This window comes from Rhodoferax sp. RT5P35 (assembly GCF_056521385.1).
On sequence record NZ_JBWMAX010000010.1, the window covers coordinates 128,769 to 143,418 of the forward strand.

The 14,650-nt window shown below is 61.3% G+C and carries 15 protein-coding genes; 11 read left to right on the forward strand and 4 right to left on the reverse strand.

Going from position 1 to position 14,650, the window contains the following annotated elements; all coding sequences use genetic code 11:
* Positions 1–13: 13 nt before the first annotated feature.
* Both AC097L_RS16800 and AC097L_RS16805 read left to right on the forward strand, forming a co-directional pair.
* Positions 14–580 (forward strand): cob(I)yrinic acid a,c-diamide adenosyltransferase, encoded by a 567-nt coding sequence (locus AC097L_RS16800; RefSeq protein WP_479587678.1) that lies wholly within the window; start codon positions 14–16, stop codon positions 578–580.
* A gap of 109 nt (positions 581–689) precedes the next feature.
* Positions 690–1,265: a Uma2 family endonuclease gene (locus AC097L_RS16805; protein WP_479587679.1), complete on the forward strand. Its 576-nt coding sequence runs from the start codon at positions 690–692 to the stop codon at positions 1,263–1,265.
* Here the strand turns inward: AC097L_RS16805 and AC097L_RS16810 are convergent.
* Positions 1,262–2,185 carry a LysR family transcriptional regulator gene (locus tag AC097L_RS16810; protein ID WP_479587680.1) on the reverse strand — a complete coding sequence of 308 codons (924 nt, stop codon included), beginning with the start codon at positions 2,183–2,185 and terminating at the stop codon, positions 1,262–1,264. The genes AC097L_RS16805 and AC097L_RS16810 overlap by 4 nt on opposite strands.
* A 91-nt stretch (positions 2,186–2,276) precedes the next feature.
* Between AC097L_RS16810 and aptA the strand changes: the two genes are divergently transcribed.
* Positions 2,277–3,632, forward strand: coding sequence for an omega-aminotransferase AptA (gene aptA / locus AC097L_RS16815; RefSeq protein WP_479587681.1), 1,356 nt, complete (start codon positions 2,277–2,279; stop codon positions 3,630–3,632).
* Positions 3,633–3,696: 64 nt separating this feature from the next.
* On the opposite strand, the gene AC097L_RS16820 is transcribed toward aptA, so the two are convergent.
* Positions 3,697–4,761, reverse strand: coding sequence for a LacI family DNA-binding transcriptional regulator (locus tag AC097L_RS16820; protein WP_479587682.1), 1,065 nt, complete (start codon positions 4,759–4,761; stop codon positions 3,697–3,699).
* 147 nt (positions 4,762–4,908) lie between these two features.
* On the opposite strand from AC097L_RS16820, the gene AC097L_RS16825 reads away from it, so the two are divergent.
* The 7 genes from AC097L_RS16825 (at position 4,909) to AC097L_RS16855 (ending at position 11,862) form a co-directional block, all read left to right on the forward strand.
* Complete coding sequence (locus AC097L_RS16825; protein ID WP_479587683.1) at positions 4,909–6,438, forward strand: sugar ABC transporter ATP-binding protein; 1,530 nt, start codon at positions 4,909–4,911, stop codon at positions 6,436–6,438.
* Entirely contained in the window at positions 6,435–7,445 is a 1,011-nt protein-coding gene (locus tag AC097L_RS16830; RefSeq protein ID WP_479587684.1) for an ABC transporter permease, read from the forward strand. The genes AC097L_RS16825 and AC097L_RS16830 overlap by 4 nt, the downstream gene beginning before the upstream one ends.
* 143 nt (positions 7,446–7,588) lie before the next feature.
* Positions 7,589–8,509, forward strand: a complete 921-nt coding sequence (locus tag AC097L_RS16835; RefSeq protein ID WP_479587685.1) for a sugar ABC transporter substrate-binding protein — start codon at positions 7,589–7,591, stop codon at positions 8,507–8,509.
* A 187-nt stretch (positions 8,510–8,696) separates the two neighbouring features.
* Positions 8,697–9,710, forward strand: a complete 1,014-nt coding sequence (locus AC097L_RS16840; RefSeq protein WP_479587686.1) for a Gfo/Idh/MocA family protein — start codon at positions 8,697–8,699, stop codon at positions 9,708–9,710.
* A 17-nt stretch (positions 9,711–9,727) separates the two neighbouring features.
* Positions 9,728–10,669: a sugar phosphate isomerase/epimerase family protein gene (locus tag AC097L_RS16845; RefSeq protein WP_479587687.1), complete on the forward strand. Its 942-nt coding sequence runs from the start codon at positions 9,728–9,730 to the stop codon at positions 10,667–10,669.
* A 12-nt stretch (positions 10,670–10,681) separates the two neighbouring features.
* Positions 10,682–11,572: a sugar phosphate isomerase/epimerase family protein gene (locus AC097L_RS16850; protein WP_479587688.1), complete on the forward strand. Its 891-nt coding sequence runs from the start codon at positions 10,682–10,684 to the stop codon at positions 11,570–11,572.
* Positions 11,572–11,862, forward strand: coding sequence for a MurR/RpiR family transcriptional regulator (locus tag AC097L_RS16855; protein WP_479587689.1), 291 nt, complete (start codon positions 11,572–11,574; stop codon positions 11,860–11,862). Before AC097L_RS16850 ends, AC097L_RS16855 begins: the two co-directional genes overlap by 1 nt.
* Before the next feature lie 167 nt (positions 11,863–12,029).
* Here the strand turns inward: AC097L_RS16855 and AC097L_RS16860 are convergent, their stop codons facing one another.
* Positions 12,030–12,932, reverse strand: coding sequence for a DMT family transporter (locus AC097L_RS16860; RefSeq protein ID WP_479587690.1), 903 nt, complete (start codon positions 12,930–12,932; stop codon positions 12,030–12,032).
* An 81-nt stretch (positions 12,933–13,013) separates the two neighbouring features.
* Between AC097L_RS16860 and AC097L_RS16865 the strand changes: the two genes are divergently transcribed.
* A complete protein-coding gene (locus AC097L_RS16865; protein WP_479587691.1) occupies positions 13,014–13,439 on the forward strand; it encodes a hotdog fold thioesterase in 426 nt (141 codons plus the stop codon).
* Between the two features lie 68 nt (positions 13,440–13,507).
* On the opposite strand, the gene AC097L_RS16870 is transcribed toward AC097L_RS16865, so the two are convergent.
* Complete coding sequence (locus tag AC097L_RS16870; RefSeq protein WP_479587692.1) at positions 13,508–14,647, reverse strand: threonine synthase; 1,140 nt, start codon at positions 14,645–14,647, stop codon at positions 13,508–13,510.
* Positions 14,648–14,650 lie beyond the last annotated feature (3 nt).

Genomic DNA, 14,650 nt, shown 5'->3' on the forward strand with positions numbered 1-14,650 from the left:
ACTTAGGAACCGCATGGCCAACCGCCTCACGCAAATCGCCACCCGCACCGGCGACAACGGCACCACCGGCCTGGGCGACAACACCCGCGTCTCCAAAAACAGCCTGCGGGTGCACGCCATGGGCGACGTGGACGAGCTCAACAGCCACATCGGCCTGCTGCTGTGCGAGCCAGTGCCCGAGGGCGTGCGCGAGTTGCTGGTGGAGGTGCAGCACCAGCTGTTTAACCTGGGCGGCGAGCTGTCCATCCCGGGCTTTGAGCTGCTCAAACCCGAGGCCGTGCTGGCGCTGGACCAGGCCCTGGCCGAGCACAACGCCACGTTGCCGCGGCTGGCCGAATTCATCCTGCCCGCAGGCACCCGCGCTGCGTCGCAAGCCCACATCTGCCGCACTGTGGCCCGCCGCGCCGAGCGCACGGTGGTGGCGCTGGAGCAGCAGGATGCTTTGAAAGACACGCCCCGGCACTACCTGAACCGGCTCAGCGACCTGCTGTTTGTGCTGGCCCGGGTGCTGAACCGCGTGGACGGGGGGGATGATGTGTACTGGAAGAGCGAACGCATGGCGCGGGATGCGAAGGCTTAAATGCTCTTATATTTGTAGCTACTTGCGCAGGAATCATATGCGCTAGCAGCACTTTTTGCTTAAATTTTTAGCTGTCGCATAATCAGATACCACCCACCCGAAAGCCGCCATGGGACACGCCGCACACCTTCCTGTTTTTACGCCTGCCGATTACCTCGTGTGGGAACACGCTCAGACCGAACGCCACGAGTTTGTGGATGGCGAAGTGTTTGCCATGGCGGGGGAGGAGGACCGGCATGTGAAGACCGCGCTGAATATGGCCATTGCCCTGCACCAGCACCTGGGCGATACCCCGTGCGAAACCTATGTAAGCGACATGCGCTTGCATGTGGAGGCTGCCAACGCCTACTTTTACCCTGACGTAATGGTCACCTGCAGCCCGCGCGATCTGGAAAGCCCCACCTTCAAAGCCGAGCCTAAACTCATTGTTGAAGTGCTATCGCTCAGCACCGCCGGGTTCGACCGGGGGATGAAGTTCACCCATTACCGCAGTCTGAATAGTTTGCAGGAATATGTGTTGATCGACCTGGACACGCGTATCACCGACTGCTACCGGAAAAGCCCCAACGGCCTGTGGGTGCTGCACCCGTTTGCCAAAGGCGAAACCATTGTGCTGGCCAGCGTGGCGCTGGAGCTGACCGCCGCGCAATTGTTTGCCAAAGTGCCAGAGGTCTCTGCACTTTAGACGGCGTGCGCCTGGCGCAAGCACTCCTGCAGCGCCCGAGTGGCCCGTGACGGCTCGGGCGTGCGCCGGACGATGCCCAGAAACCGGCAGTCGTAGCGAAACATCTCGGGCTGCACCGCCCGCATTTGCCCTTTTTGCACAAACCGTTCCGCGTAGTGGTCGGGCAAAAACCCCAGGTAGTGGCCCGACAAAATCAGCGTGGCGATCGACTCCTGGTCGAAGCCGGTGGCGGTGCGGGGCAGGCGCACGCGCTGGGTGATTTCCATGTTGGGCGAGTGGTAGCCCAGCCCGGCAAACGGGTAGCGGCGCAGGCCGTCCCAGTCCAGGGTTTCGGCGGCGTGCACGGCATGCTGCGTGCCGCCATAAAGCAGCATGGTTTCACCAAACAGGTCGTCGTAGACCAGGCTGTCGGAGCTGCGGTGGCCGGGGATCACGCCCACTTGGAACTGGCCGTCGATGATGCCGCGCTCTATCGTCTGGATGGGGGCCACGTGCAGGCACAGGCGCACGTCCGGAGCCTGCGCGGCAAACTGGGCGATGGCGGCGCTGATGCGGGCCTGCTGGTTGCTGGCCGTCTGGTCGAACACCGCCAAGTGGATCTCGCCGCCCATGCGCTGGTGCAGCGCGTCCACGCTGGCGCGAAACGCTTCGGCCCCGGCCAGCAAGCGCAGGGTCTCGGTGTAGATCTGCTGGCCCTCGGGGGTCAGCGCAAAGCCGCTGCGGCCGCGGCGGCACAGGGTCAGGCCCAGGCGGGTCTCCAGGTCTTTGACGTGGCGGCTCACGGTGGAGGTGCCGATGTTCAGCTCCAGCTCGGCAGCCGCCATGCCCCCGCACTCGACCACGCTTTTGAACACCCGCAGCAAGCGGATGTCCATGTCCGTCAGCTGGCCCAGCACGGCCTTGTTCTTCGTTACTTGCATATTCTGCTAACTACAGAGTGGTATTTAACTCTTTATGAGAGTAACAGGGGCGGCCAGAATCCGCCTATTCTTTTTTAATCTGGAGCGCGCCATGGACATGACCGATACACAAAAACTGCAGCAAGCTGCACGTCCCCGTACCGATGCCGCATGGCTCAACGCGCACTGGATGCCCTACACCGGTAACCGCAACTTCAAGGCCGACCCGCGCATCATCACCAGTGCCAAGGGCTGCTACTACACCGACATCGATGGCCGCCAGATTCTGGATGGCCTGTCGGGCCTGTGGTGTTCCGGCTTGGGCCATGGCCGCACTGAGCTCACGGCCGCCGCCACCCGCCAGATGGCCACGCTGGACTATGCGCCCGCGTTCCAGTTCGGCCACCCGCTGTCGTTCGAGCTGGCCAACAAGCTGGTCGAGCTGACCCCCGACGGCCTGGACCACGTGTTCTTCACCGGCTCGGGTTCCGAAGCCGCCGACACCTCGCTGAAGATGGCGCGTGCCTACTGGCGCACCAAGGGCCAAGCCAGCAAAACCCGTTTCATTGGCCGCGAAAAGGGCTACCACGGTGTGGGCTTTGGCGGCATTTCGGTGGGCGGCATCGGTGCCAACCGCAAGATGTTTGGCGAAGCCTTGCAGGCCGACCACCTGCCGCACACCCAGCTCAAAAGCAACGCCTTCTCGCGCGGCATGCCCAAGACCGGCGTGGAGCTGGCAGACGAGCTGCTGGACCTGATCACGCTGCACGATGCCAGCAACATCGCCGCGGTGATCGTGGAGCCCATGTCCGGCTCGGCCGGTGTGGTGGTGCCGCCGGTGGGCTACCTGCAGCGCCTGCGCGAGATCTGCACCGCGCACAACATCCTGCTGATTTTTGACGAAGTGATCACCGGCTTTGGCCGCATGGGCGCGATGAGCGGGGCCGAGGCTTTTGGCGTCACCCCCGATATCATGAACGTGGCCAAGCAGATCACCAACGGCGCCCAGCCCATGGGTGCGGTGCTGGTCGGCAAAGAGATTTACGACACCTTCATGCACGCCGGTGCGCCCGACTACATGCTGGAATTTGCCCACGGCTACACCTACTCGGCCCACCCCGTGGCCTGCGCCGTGGCCCTGGCCACACTGGACATTTTGGTGAAAGAAGACATGCCCCAGCGCGTGCGCGCCATTGCTCCGCATTTCGAAAACGCGGTGCACAGCCTGCAAGGTGCTAAGCATGTCACCGACATCCGCAACTACGGCCTGGCCAGCGGCATCACCTTGGCCGCCTACCCCGGCGAGCCCGCCCGCCGCCCGTACGAAGTGGCGATGGCGATGTGGAAGAAGGGCTTTTACGTGCGCTACGGTGCCGACACCATCCAGATGGCCCCGCCGTTTGTGGTCACGCCCGCCGAGATCGACAGCATGGTGAATGCGCTGGGCGAGACGCTGAACGCGAGTTGAGGATTTATATAAAAAGTGCTTCCAGCGCATCTTCCACCTGCGCTAGAAGCTACTAAAACAGTAGCTAAGCGCTCTCTGGTGTTTGCGTGTCCAGTGGCACGATGGTCTGCTGCAAACCCACCGACGGGTTGTTCAGCCGCTCCACCATCATGCCCACGAGTCCCTGGGCAAGTTGCGGCAGGGGGTGCGATAGGGCGGCATGCAGATCGCCGCTGCGCAGTCCTTTGCGCGCATGCGGTGTCAGCTCGCGCACCACGCAAACTGGTCGGGTGCCGGGCGTGCTGCTGTAATGCTCGCGCAGCGCCCGCACCACTCCGTTAATACCGCTGCCCGCGATCAACACGCCCACGATGTCCGGATGCCTGTGCAGTAGGTCGCGCGTGCCTTCTTCGGCCAGTTGGTCGCTCTCTAGCGTAAACAGCGGCTCCATCAGCTCGAAGTTCGGCGCGTGCTCGCGCACGTAGGACCGAAAACTCATCTCGCACACCTCCTGGCATTGGAAGCGGTGGCTGCCTACAAACGTGACCAGCTTGCCCGGCATGTGCGCCATGTGCGTGATCAGCCAGGCAGCAGTGCGGCCCACGCTGCGGTTGTCCAGCCCAGCATAGCCTGCGCGGGCGGGCGTGCTCAGGTCGGAGATCAGCGCAAACACCGGTACGCCCTTGGCTTTGAGCCGCTCGATTTCGGCCCAGATCAGCGGGTGGTCCACGGCCACCAGGGCAACGGCACCGACCCGCTCGCCCATGTCCCGTAGCCGCAGCGACACGGCCTCGGGCGACAAGTCGTCCATGTAGGCGATTTGCGGTGCGGTGCAGTACTCACTGTGTGACTCGGTCGCCAAGGCTAGCGACTCGCCCAGCTCCTGGTAGAAGGCCGCATCGGAACGCTGCAACAGAAAGCCCAGCGTTTGGCGCACCCGTTTGCCACGCACCCGCTCGCGTATCACGCCTGCCGCGTGGAAGCCGATGGACTCGGCCACCGCGTGGATGCGTTCGGCCGTGTCGCGCCGCACGGGAGCCCGACCATTGAGCACACGGTCCACGGTGGAAAGGCTGACACCGGCGGCTTTGGCCACGTCGGCAATGGTCACGCGGCTGAGGTGGAGGTCGGTTGGAAGGTCGCTTGACATATTGCTTTCAATACTAACCCTAATGAAATGAAAGTCTATGACAGTTTTTATTTCATTTAGACATTTTTTTCTAATCCCACTCCCATAATTCGCACCAGAGCGCCACGGGACCTCCCGACCAGCGCCAACTAGGAGACACAGGTGCTGATGAAAACCCAACCCGACGGTCTGGTGCTGGAGATGCGCAAGATCACCAAGTCCTTCCCTGGCGTGAAGGCACTGGATGGCGTGAACCTGCAGGTGCGTGCGGGCTCGGTGCACGTGTTGGTGGGTGAAAACGGCGCAGGCAAGTCCACGCTGATGAAGGTGTTGAGCGGCGAGCACGCGGTGGACTCGGGCGAGATCTTCTTCAAGGGCGTGCAGCTCACGCACCAGAACACCCGCGCCGCCTTGGAGATGGGCATTGCCATGATCCACCAGGAACTGAGCCCAGTGCTGGACATGACCATCGCCGAGAACATCTTTTTGGGCCGCGAACCCATGCAGGGCAAGCCAGGCCACTTCGCCTGGCTGAACCTGTTTGTGGACTTTGACCGTATGGCCAGCGAAACGCAGGCCCTGCTGGACCGCCTGGGTCTGCCGTACCGCGCAAAGCAGAAAATGCGCGAACTCAGCATTGCGGGCATGCAGCTGGTGGAGATTGCCAAGGCCATCTCGCGTAACGCAGCGCTGGTGATCATGGACGAACCCACCTCGGCCATCAGCGACACCGAGGTGAGCATGTTGTTCCGCCAGATCGCCGACCTGAAGGCGCGCGGCGTAGCCATCATCTACATCACCCACAAGATGGACGAGATCTTCCAGATCGCGGACGACATCACCATCATCCGCGACGGCCAGTACGTAGGTTCTGGCAAGGCGGGCGACTTCGACCAGAACCGCCTGATCTGCCTGATGGTGGGCCGCACCATCAGCAGCATCTTCCCCAAGGAAGCCGTACCCATCGGCGAGGTGGCCCTGTCCGTGCGCGGTGCCACCCGCCACGGCGTGTTCCAGGACATCAGCTTCGAGGTGCATAAGGGCGAGATCGTCGGCCTGGCCGGGCTGATTGGCGCAGGCCGCACCGAGGTGGTCCGGGCGATTTTTGGGCTCGACCGGCTGGACGCGGGCGAGGTCTGGCTGAATGGCCAGAAGCTGGAACTGAACAAGCCGACGGACGCTATCCGCCACGGCATCGCCATGGTGTCCGAAGACCGCAAGGCCGAGGGCCTGGTGCTGTGCCGCTCGGTGCAAGAAAACATTTCTCTGGCAAATCTGGAAAAGTTTGCTCCCGGATTATTTTTGGATTTAAAGGCCGAAAAAGAATCTGGCCAGCACATGCGCCAGTTGCTGCAAATAAAAACTGCCAATCTCAATACCATCGTCGGCACTTTGAGTGGCGGTAACCAGCAAAAAATCGCGATTGCCAAATGGCTCCTGCGGGATTTAACGGTATTGATATTGGACGAACCCACACGTGGAATTGACGTAGGTTCTAAATCTGAAATCCATAAGCTCATGACCCAGTTTGCCAAACAAGGCCTGGCGATCATCATGATTTCTTCTGAATTGCCCGAAGTATTGGGTATGAGCGACCGCATTGTGGTGATGCAAGAAGGAAAAATGCGCGGCGAACTCAGCCAGGCAGACGCATCCCAAGAAAAAATTATGGCCTTGGCCACAGGAGTACACGCATGAGCGCCGTTATCCAAAAAGCCCCTACACCCGAGACACCCACCATGCTTTCCAAAATAAAAAATATGGGCTTTGCTGAGATATACCGTAAGTACGGCACTATTTTAATATTTATCGGTATTTTTGTTGCGTCTTCATTCTTGAACGAAACATTTTTAACCACTGGTAATTTGACCAATGTATTGCGTCAAGTGGTGGTGGTGAGTTTGCTAGCCTGTGGTGTGACATTTATTATTATTTTGGGTCATATTGACGTATCGCTGGGTTCGGTGCTGGCGCTGACCGGCACCCTCGCCGCCAGCGTGATGTCGTTGACGCAGAACATTTACCTCGCCATTTCGGCTGGAATCGGTGCAGGCATAGTTGTGGGGCTGGTTAACGGGTATGTCATCACTTACTTCAAGATCCCGTCCTTCATCATGACCCTGGCCATGACCACCGTGGCGCGGGGGGCGATTCTGCTGTACACGGCGGGCGTACCGGTCAGTGGATTAGGCGATTTTCAAGTTATTGGCCAGGGCAATATCGGCCCGGTGCCTATTTCGGTGTTGATATTGGTATTCGTGGTGATGGTGTCCTGGATCTTGCTGAACCGCACCAAGTTTGGTCGCCACGTCTATGCCGTGGGCGGTAATGCCAAGGCTGCGTTGGCATCAGGCATCAATACCGATGGCGTATTGCGCCGGGCCTTTGTATTCAACGGAATTTTGGTTTCGATTGCCGGTATCGTGCTGATGTCACGGATTAACTCCGGCCAGCCTGCCGGGGGTGTGGCCTATGAATTCGACGCGATTACCGCCGTGGTGGTGGGTGGCACCAGTTTAATGGGCGGTACCGGCACGATTACCGGTACGTTCATTGGTGCCATGATTATTGGCGTGATCAACAATATTCTGAATCTAATGAATGTCAGCTCGTACTGGCAGCAAATCGTTAAGGGCGTGATTATTGCCGTGGCGGTGATTCTGGATGTCAAAACCAAATCTGGCAGTGCCCGTAAAAAAGCCTGATCCACCGCACCACCATTTTGAAGGGCTTCCTATCGAACGATGAAAACCACGCTGTTTTCGGTTATATGGTTTTGAGACAGCCGTAACCTTGTATGGATTAACTCCGCACTAAACCACAAGTACATAAACACCAGGAAATCACCATGAAAAAATGCATCTTCACCGCAGCCGCTTGCGCCGTTTTAATCGCCGTCGGCTCGGGCGCCGTCTTTGCCCAGACCAAAAAGTTCGTCGTTGGCTACGCCAATCTGGCCGACACCGATGTGTTCACCATGAGCCGCAAGAACGCCTTCATCGAAGCCGCCAAAGCGGATGCCAATGTCAGCGTGTCGTTTGCCGATGCGGGCGGCGATGCCAGCAAGCAGCTCGACCAGATCGACAACTTCATCGCCCAGAAGGTCAATGCCATCGTCATCGTGCCGGTGGACTACCAGGGCATCGTGCCGGGCGTGGAAAAGGCCAACAAGGCCGGCATTCCGGTGATTGCACTGGGCATTGAATCCGCCGGTGGCAAGTTCACCTTTGTCGGCTCCAAAAACGTGGACGCTGGCCGCATGCAGGGCGAATTCATGGCCAAACAGTTGCCCAAGAACGCCCAGATTGTTTACCTGCAAGGCCAGCCCGGCCTGTACCACTCCAAGGAACGTCTGGAAGGCTTCACCAAAGCCCTGGCTGGCCGCACCGACGTGAAGGTGCTGGCCAACCTGCCCGCCAACTACGACCGCGCCGAAGGCATGAAGATCACCGAAGACTGGGTGCAGAAGTTCCCTAAGTTTGATGCGCTCATCGCTGCCAACGACCAGATGGCCTTGGGTGCCCTGCAGGCGTTGAAGACTGCTGGCCGCAAGGGCGTGATGATTTCTGGCATCGACGGTGTCAAGGACGCGCTGGACGCCATCAAGGCGGGCGACATGTCGCAGTCGATCTTCCAGAACGCCAAGGGCCAGGCCCAGGGCGCGTTTGACGTGGTCGAGATGATCAAGAAGGGCGAACCCGCTCCGAAAGAAAAGCTGATCCCGTTCGAGTCTATTGTCAAAGACAACGTCGCCAACTACAGCAAATAAAGCTACGGCTCGGTGGCACCGCCGCCGGGTTCTTATTACAACCGTTCACCACCCAACAGCGCACTACGTATTGAGGCCAAGAACCCGTGGAACCGGCTTTGCCTGGCCACTGGGTTCACCCCCGGCAAAGGGGTTGGCGAAGACACGCAGTGCGTAGCCTGGGGGTGAGCCTCATGAAGTGAATCCCATGGAACTCAGAATTGGCGTGATTGGCTGCGGCGCTATCGGCCAGGACCACGCACTGCGCATCCACCGCAAACTCAGCGGCGCGCGCATCGTGGCCCTCAACGACATCAATCTGGCGGCCACCCACGCTTTTAACGACAGCTCTCGCCTGGGTGCCAAGGTGTTTGACAACTACCAGGACCTCATCCACGCGCCCGATGTGGATGCGCTGCTGGTCGCGTCCTGGGGCCCGGCCCACGCCGCCCAGTTACTGGCCTGCATTGCTGTGGGCAAGCCGGTGTTCTGCGAAAAGCCCATGACGACCTCGGCCGAAAGCGGCTTGCGCGTCGTGGAAGCCGAAGTGAAGGCAGGCAAGAAGCTGGTGCAGGTGGGCTTCATGCGCCGTTTTGATGTGGGATACCGCGCTCTGAAAAAGACACTCGATGCCGGCACGATTGGCGATGCGCTGATGGTGCACTGCGCCCACCGCAACCCCAGCGTGCCCGAAATGTACGTGGGTGACATGTGCATAACCGACACCTTTGTGCACGAGATCGATGTGCTGCGCTGGCTGCTGGACGACGACTACGTTACCGCCCAGGTGGTCGAAGGCCGCAAGAGCCGCAACTCCCACGCCGGTTTACACGACCCGGTGATGGTGCTGCTGGAAACCAGCAAGGGCATCCGCATCGACACCGAAATCTTTGTCGGCTGCCGCTTTGGCTACGACATCCAGTGCCAGGTGGTGGGTGAAGTCGGCACGGCCAGTCTGCCCGAACCTGCCAGCGTGGCGCTGCGCCTGGAAGGCCGTGCCTCCACCGCCATCCAGATGGACTGGAAGCAGCGCTTTATCGATGCCTACGACGTAGAGCTGCAGGAATGGATTGACGCCACCCAGCGCGGCCAGGTCAACGGCCCTACCGCGTGGGACGGCTACTTCGCTTCTGCCACCGCCGAAGCCTGTGTGGAAGCCCGGCACAGCAAGGCCATCGTGCCGATCCGCTTGGCCCAGCGGCCATCGTTTTACGTCAAATAAATCTTTCAGGAACCCCCGTGAAACTCTCCATCTGCACCGACGTATACAACAACCTGTCCTTCCCCGACATGCTGGATAAAGTGAAATCTCTGGGTGTCAACGCCGTCGAAATGACCGCTGGCGGCTGGGCCAGTTGCCCCCACGTGCCCACCGCCGAGTTGCTGGCCACCGAAAGCAAGCTGATCGCTTTCCGGGCCGAGCTGGAAAAGCGCGGCATGGAAATCGCGGCCCTCAACTGCTCCGGCAACCCGCTCAATCCGGGCGAGATGGGCGAAAAGCACACCCAATCGAGCTACGACACCATCGTGCTGGCGGGCAAGCTGGGCGTGAAAAAAGTGGTGATGATGTCGGGCTGCCCGGCGGGTGCGCCCGGCGATCGGACTCCCAACTGGATCACCTCCACTGTCTCGTGGCCCGACTACATGGCGCCCGCGCTGGACTACCAGTGGAACGAGGTGGCCATCCCATGGTGGACCAAGTTCGTCGCGCACTGCCAGGCCCACGGCGTGGAGCAGATCGCCATCGAAGAATTTCCCTGCATGTTGGTCTACAACCCGGCCACGCTGTGGCGGCTGCGCATTGCGGTCGGCCCTACCGTCGGCATTAATCTAGACCCTTCGCACCTGATCGCCATGGGCGCAGATCCCATCGCCGCCGCCCGCAACCTCAAGGGCGCGCTGTTCCACATCCACGGCAAAGATGCGCGCATCGAGCGTGGCCTGTGCGATATCAACGGCCTGCTGGAAACCCAACCCGTCACTGCCGCCGAGACCCGCAGCTGGAATTACGTGGCCGTGGGCTGCGGCAAAGACTTGCAGTGGTGGAAAGAGTTCTTCTCGGTCTGCCGCATGGGCGGCTACGACGGCTATGTCTCGCTGGAAATGGAAGACCTGACCATGTCGATTGAGGCGGGTGTCCAAACCTCTATCGACGCTTTAAAGCAGACCATTAGCCAATAACAAGGACACACCATGCGCATCGCCCTCGACCCCTACATGCACCGCCACCTCTCGCTGCCCGAGCTTTGCCGCAAGACGGCCGAGTTGGGCTACGAGCACATTGAACTCTCGCCGCGCGCCGACTTTCTGGAATGGTGGGCCCAGCCGCGCGTCTACCCCGAGCGTATCCAGGGTTTCAAAAAGGCGCTGAAAGACCATGGCGTGAAGCTGGCCACGCTGCAGCCCATGTACCGCTGGTCCAGCCCGCTGGAAGACGAGCGCCTGGCGGCCATGCGCTACTGGAAAAAGGCCATCCAAGTGGCGGTGGAGATGGACTGCGACACCATGATTTCCGAGTTCGGGCGTGGTGCCTCGCCCGAACGTTCGGCGGGCCAAAGCTTCAACACGCCCGAGGCCTGTGAGGCGGCGTTTTGGCGCTCCATGGACGAGCTGATTCCGATTTTTGAGCGCGAAGGCGTGGTGCTGTCGGTCGAGCCGCATCCCGAGGACTGGATCGAAACCTTCGCCCCTGCTATCGACATCGTGCGATCCATCGGTTCGCCCAGTGTCAAGCTGTCGTACATCGCGCCCCACACCTTCTACTACGGCGACGACATGGCGGCCATGCTACGCGCCGCCGCTCCGGTGCTGGCCCATGTGCGGGTGGCAGACACCTTTAACCACAAAGCTTCGTCGGCGCTGCGCTACATCGTCAACCCACCGGGCGCCAAGGTACGGGTGCACCAGCATCTGGACATGGGCCAGGGCGAGATCGACTGGGACGTGTTCTTCGGCACCCTGGCCGAGATTGGTTTTGACGGTGTGCTGTCGAGCTGCGTGTTTGCCTGGGAAGAGCGGGCCGAAGACTCGTCGCGCTTCATGCGCAGCGAAATCCAGCGCTACCTCGACAAGTACCCCAAGTGATGTCCGAGGCGACCGCGCCACCCACCCAGGTCGAATCGCTGCTGGCCCACATCGGCAGCGAGTCTGGGACTTTGAGCAAACAGCTCAAGACTATTGCCCGCTACGTGGCGCAGCACCACGCGTCTATGGCGGGGGAGAAGATCGAGAACCTGGCGCGCAGTTGCAACGTCCAGCCCTCGGCAGTGGTGCGCTTTGCCAAGCACTTTGGTTTCCAGGGCTACAGGGATTTCAAGGCTGTGTTTCGCTGTGAAGGCTCTGCACCTGAAAATACAGGGTTTTTAAGCCTTTAGCGCTTATAGAGCCTACGCTAGCCGCTATGTATTTTGTGGTTTTGATCCTGGTGGGCTGGCGTATTTATTTAGCGACGGCTGCATTGGCGCGTGCAGAGTGAAACTACAGTTTGTATAGCTGTTTGCGCAGACGGAATAAGCGCTAGCTGCCGATTGGATGCCAGAAATCATGGTGTGACCACCAGCTCTTTGGTGCGCTCTTGGCGGACCACCCACAGGCCGAAAGCAATCACAATCGCCCCGCCCAGCAGGGTGCTGTGGTCGGGCGCGGTGTGCCACAGCAGGCCGTCCAGCGCCATGCCCCAGGCCAGGGCGGTGTATTCAAACGGGGCGACCACCGCCGCCTGCCCGTAGCGAAACGCCTGGGTGATGGCCAGTTGCCCGGCAAAGCCGCTCACCGCAATTACCGCCAGCACCGGTGCGTCGGTGGGCAGCACCGCCACCCAGTGCGGCCAGGCCAGCACCCCGGCCCCCAGCGCCAGCCCGCTGGTGCCCCAGAACACCAGGGCGGCGCTGGAATCGGTGCGGCTCAGCACCCGCCCGGTCACGGCCGACACCGCGTAGCACACGGCAGAGCCCAGCACCGCCAGCGCGCCCAGCGACAAAAACGCTTCCTGGTCGGGCCGCAGCGCCACCACCACGCCGCACAGCCCGCCCGCCAGCGCCCACCAGTGGCGGGGCCGCACGCGCTCTTTCAGCACCGGAATCGACAGCACCGTGATCAGCAGCGGGGCGATGAAAAAGATGGTGTAAGCCTCGGCCAGCCCCAGCGTGCGCAGCGCCGTCACAAACAGCGACAGCATGGTCACCCCGATCACCATGCGCAGCAAATGCAGCGGCCAGCGGATCTTCAGCAGGCTGGGCAGCTCCTTGCGCCACAGCACGTACAAGGCCACCAGCGGCAGCGCCACCAGCCCGCGCAGCGATGCCACCTGCAGGGGCGGGTAGTGGTGGCTCAGCGTTTTCAGGGCGGCATCCATCACCGAGAAAGAACCCACGGCAATCACCATGGCCAGAATGCCGCGCAGATTGGCGGCGGAAACAGAAGTAGATGGAGGGGGGGTGGGCAAGCGGGAGACTCCAGGGACGCAAGGCGTGGTTTATGCTGAAACGGTCTTCGTTTATATCGCTAACCCATTACTGGATTCCCCATGTCTCTCTGGAAGAAACCTTTCACCGTCGAAATCTGTACCGCCGGAGCCATCGGCACCGCCATTGCCCACCTGGGCATCGAGTTTTTGGAGGTGGGCGACGACTTTGTGCGTGCCCGCGTGCCGGTAGACCACCGCACCTGCCAGCCCTACGGCCTGCTGCACGGCGGCGTCAGCGTGGTGCTGGCCGAAACCCTGGGCTCCATCGGTGCCATGTACGCCGCCCCCGAGGGCCACCGCGCCGTGGGCTTGGACATCAACGCCAACCACCTGCGCGGTGCCACCAGCGGCTGGGTTACCGGCACCGCCCGCCCGGTCCACGTGGGCCGCACCACCCAGGTCTGGGCCATTGAACTGGTGGACGACGCCGGCAATTTGACCTGCGTGTCGCGCATCACCATGGCGATACTGGCACCCAAGATTTAAGTAAAAAGTACTTCTGGCGCTTGTAATGCCTACACAGTAAGCTATTTAAAACATAGCGTTTTGCGGGCTCAAGCAACCCCTTCGCCAAACAGCTCCGCCATGAACTGCGTGGACTTCAGCCCGGTGCCCGTCAGCAGCACCACGGTGGTCTCGGTCGGTTTGATGGCACCACACTGCTGCAGCACGTCCAGCGCTGCGGCTGCCGAGGCGCAGGTCGGCTCCACGTACAGGCCGGTGCGGGCCAGCTGGCGCACGGCGGCGGTGATTTGCGCCTCTGTCAGCGCCACGCTGCATCCGCCCGAATGGCGCAGCGCCTGCAGCATTTCGCGCAGCCGTACCGGGCGTTTGATGGCCGTGCCTTCGGCGATGGTGGGGTGCACAGCGCGGTCTACCGGCGTGTCCAGCCCTGCCTGAAAACTGGCATCCAGTGGCGAGCAGTTCAGCGGCTGGGCGGCAAACAGCCGGGGCAGTTGGGTAATCTGCCCGGCCGCCAGCAGCTCGCTAAAACCGATGTAGCAGCCCAGCAGGTTGCTGCCTGCGCCGACCGGGATGACGATGTTGTCGGGGGCTTTAAAACCCAGGTCTTCCCATAGCTCGTAGGCCAGCGACTTGGTGCCTTGCAGGAAGAACGGGTGCCAGTTGTGGCTGGCGTAGAAGATCTGTTCCGACTGGCGGATGGCCTCGGTTTCAGAGGCTTCGCGCGGGCCGTCCACCAGCTGAACCTCGGCACCAAAGGCGCGGATTTGCGCCACTTTGGGCTGCGGTGTATAGCTGGGCGCCAGAATCTTCACCTGCATGCCTGCGGCGGCCCCGGCCGCTGCAATCGCCGCGCCGCCGTTGCCCGAGCTGTCTTCCAGAATCCGGGCCACCCCCAGCTGTTTCAAAAACGACACCATCACCGACGCGCCCCGGTCCTTGAAGCTGCAGGTCGGGTTGAACCATTCGAGCTTGAAGAAGGGCTCCAGCCCGCCCCATTTTTTCTGCACCAGGGGCGTGCAGCCTTCGCCCATGCTGGCGCTGGGGTGGATGGCCAGCGGCAGGGCGGCGCGGTAGCGCCAGATCGAGCGCACCCGGGTGTCGATGTCGTCGCGGCCCATGCCGGGCAGCGGGGTGATGAGCATGGGGTGGCCGTCGTCCGAGCGCCAGCGGCGGTCGCTCAGCGGATACTCTTTGCCGGTGTGCGGGTCGAGGTAGCGGGGCATAGGCATGGC

Bases quoted from the DNA above. Each gene is read 5' to 3' on its own strand.
- AC097L_RS16800 (WP_479587678.1), top strand. From the start codon at position 14: ATGGCCAACCGCCTCACGCAAATCGCCACCCGCACCGGCGACAACGGC.
- AC097L_RS16805 (WP_479587679.1), top strand. From the start codon at position 690: ATGGGACACGCCGCACACCTTCCTGTTTTTACGCCTGCCGATTACCTC.
- AC097L_RS16810 (WP_479587680.1), bottom strand. From the start codon at position 2,185: ATGCAAGTAACGAAGAACAAGGCCGTGCTGGGCCAGCTGACGGACATG.
- aptA (WP_479587681.1), top strand. From the start codon at position 2,277: ATGGACATGACCGATACACAAAAACTGCAGCAAGCTGCACGTCCCCGT.
- AC097L_RS16820 (WP_479587682.1), bottom strand. From the start codon at position 4,761: ATGTCAAGCGACCTTCCAACCGACCTCCACCTCAGCCGCGTGACCATT.
- AC097L_RS16825 (WP_479587683.1), top strand. From the start codon at position 4,909: ATGAAAACCCAACCCGACGGTCTGGTGCTGGAGATGCGCAAGATCACC.
- AC097L_RS16830 (WP_479587684.1), top strand. From the start codon at position 6,435: ATGAGCGCCGTTATCCAAAAAGCCCCTACACCCGAGACACCCACCATG.
- AC097L_RS16835 (WP_479587685.1), top strand. From the start codon at position 7,589: ATGAAAAAATGCATCTTCACCGCAGCCGCTTGCGCCGTTTTAATCGCC.
- AC097L_RS16840 (WP_479587686.1), top strand. From the start codon at position 8,697: ATGGAACTCAGAATTGGCGTGATTGGCTGCGGCGCTATCGGCCAGGAC.
- AC097L_RS16850 (WP_479587688.1), top strand. From the start codon at position 10,682: ATGCGCATCGCCCTCGACCCCTACATGCACCGCCACCTCTCGCTGCCC.
- AC097L_RS16855 (WP_479587689.1), top strand. From the start codon at position 11,572: ATGTCCGAGGCGACCGCGCCACCCACCCAGGTCGAATCGCTGCTGGCC.
- AC097L_RS16865 (WP_479587691.1), top strand. From the start codon at position 13,014: ATGTCTCTCTGGAAGAAACCTTTCACCGTCGAAATCTGTACCGCCGGA.
- AC097L_RS16870 (WP_479587692.1), bottom strand. From the start codon at position 14,647: ATGCCTATGCCCCGCTACCTCGACCCGCACACCGGCAAAGAGTATCCG.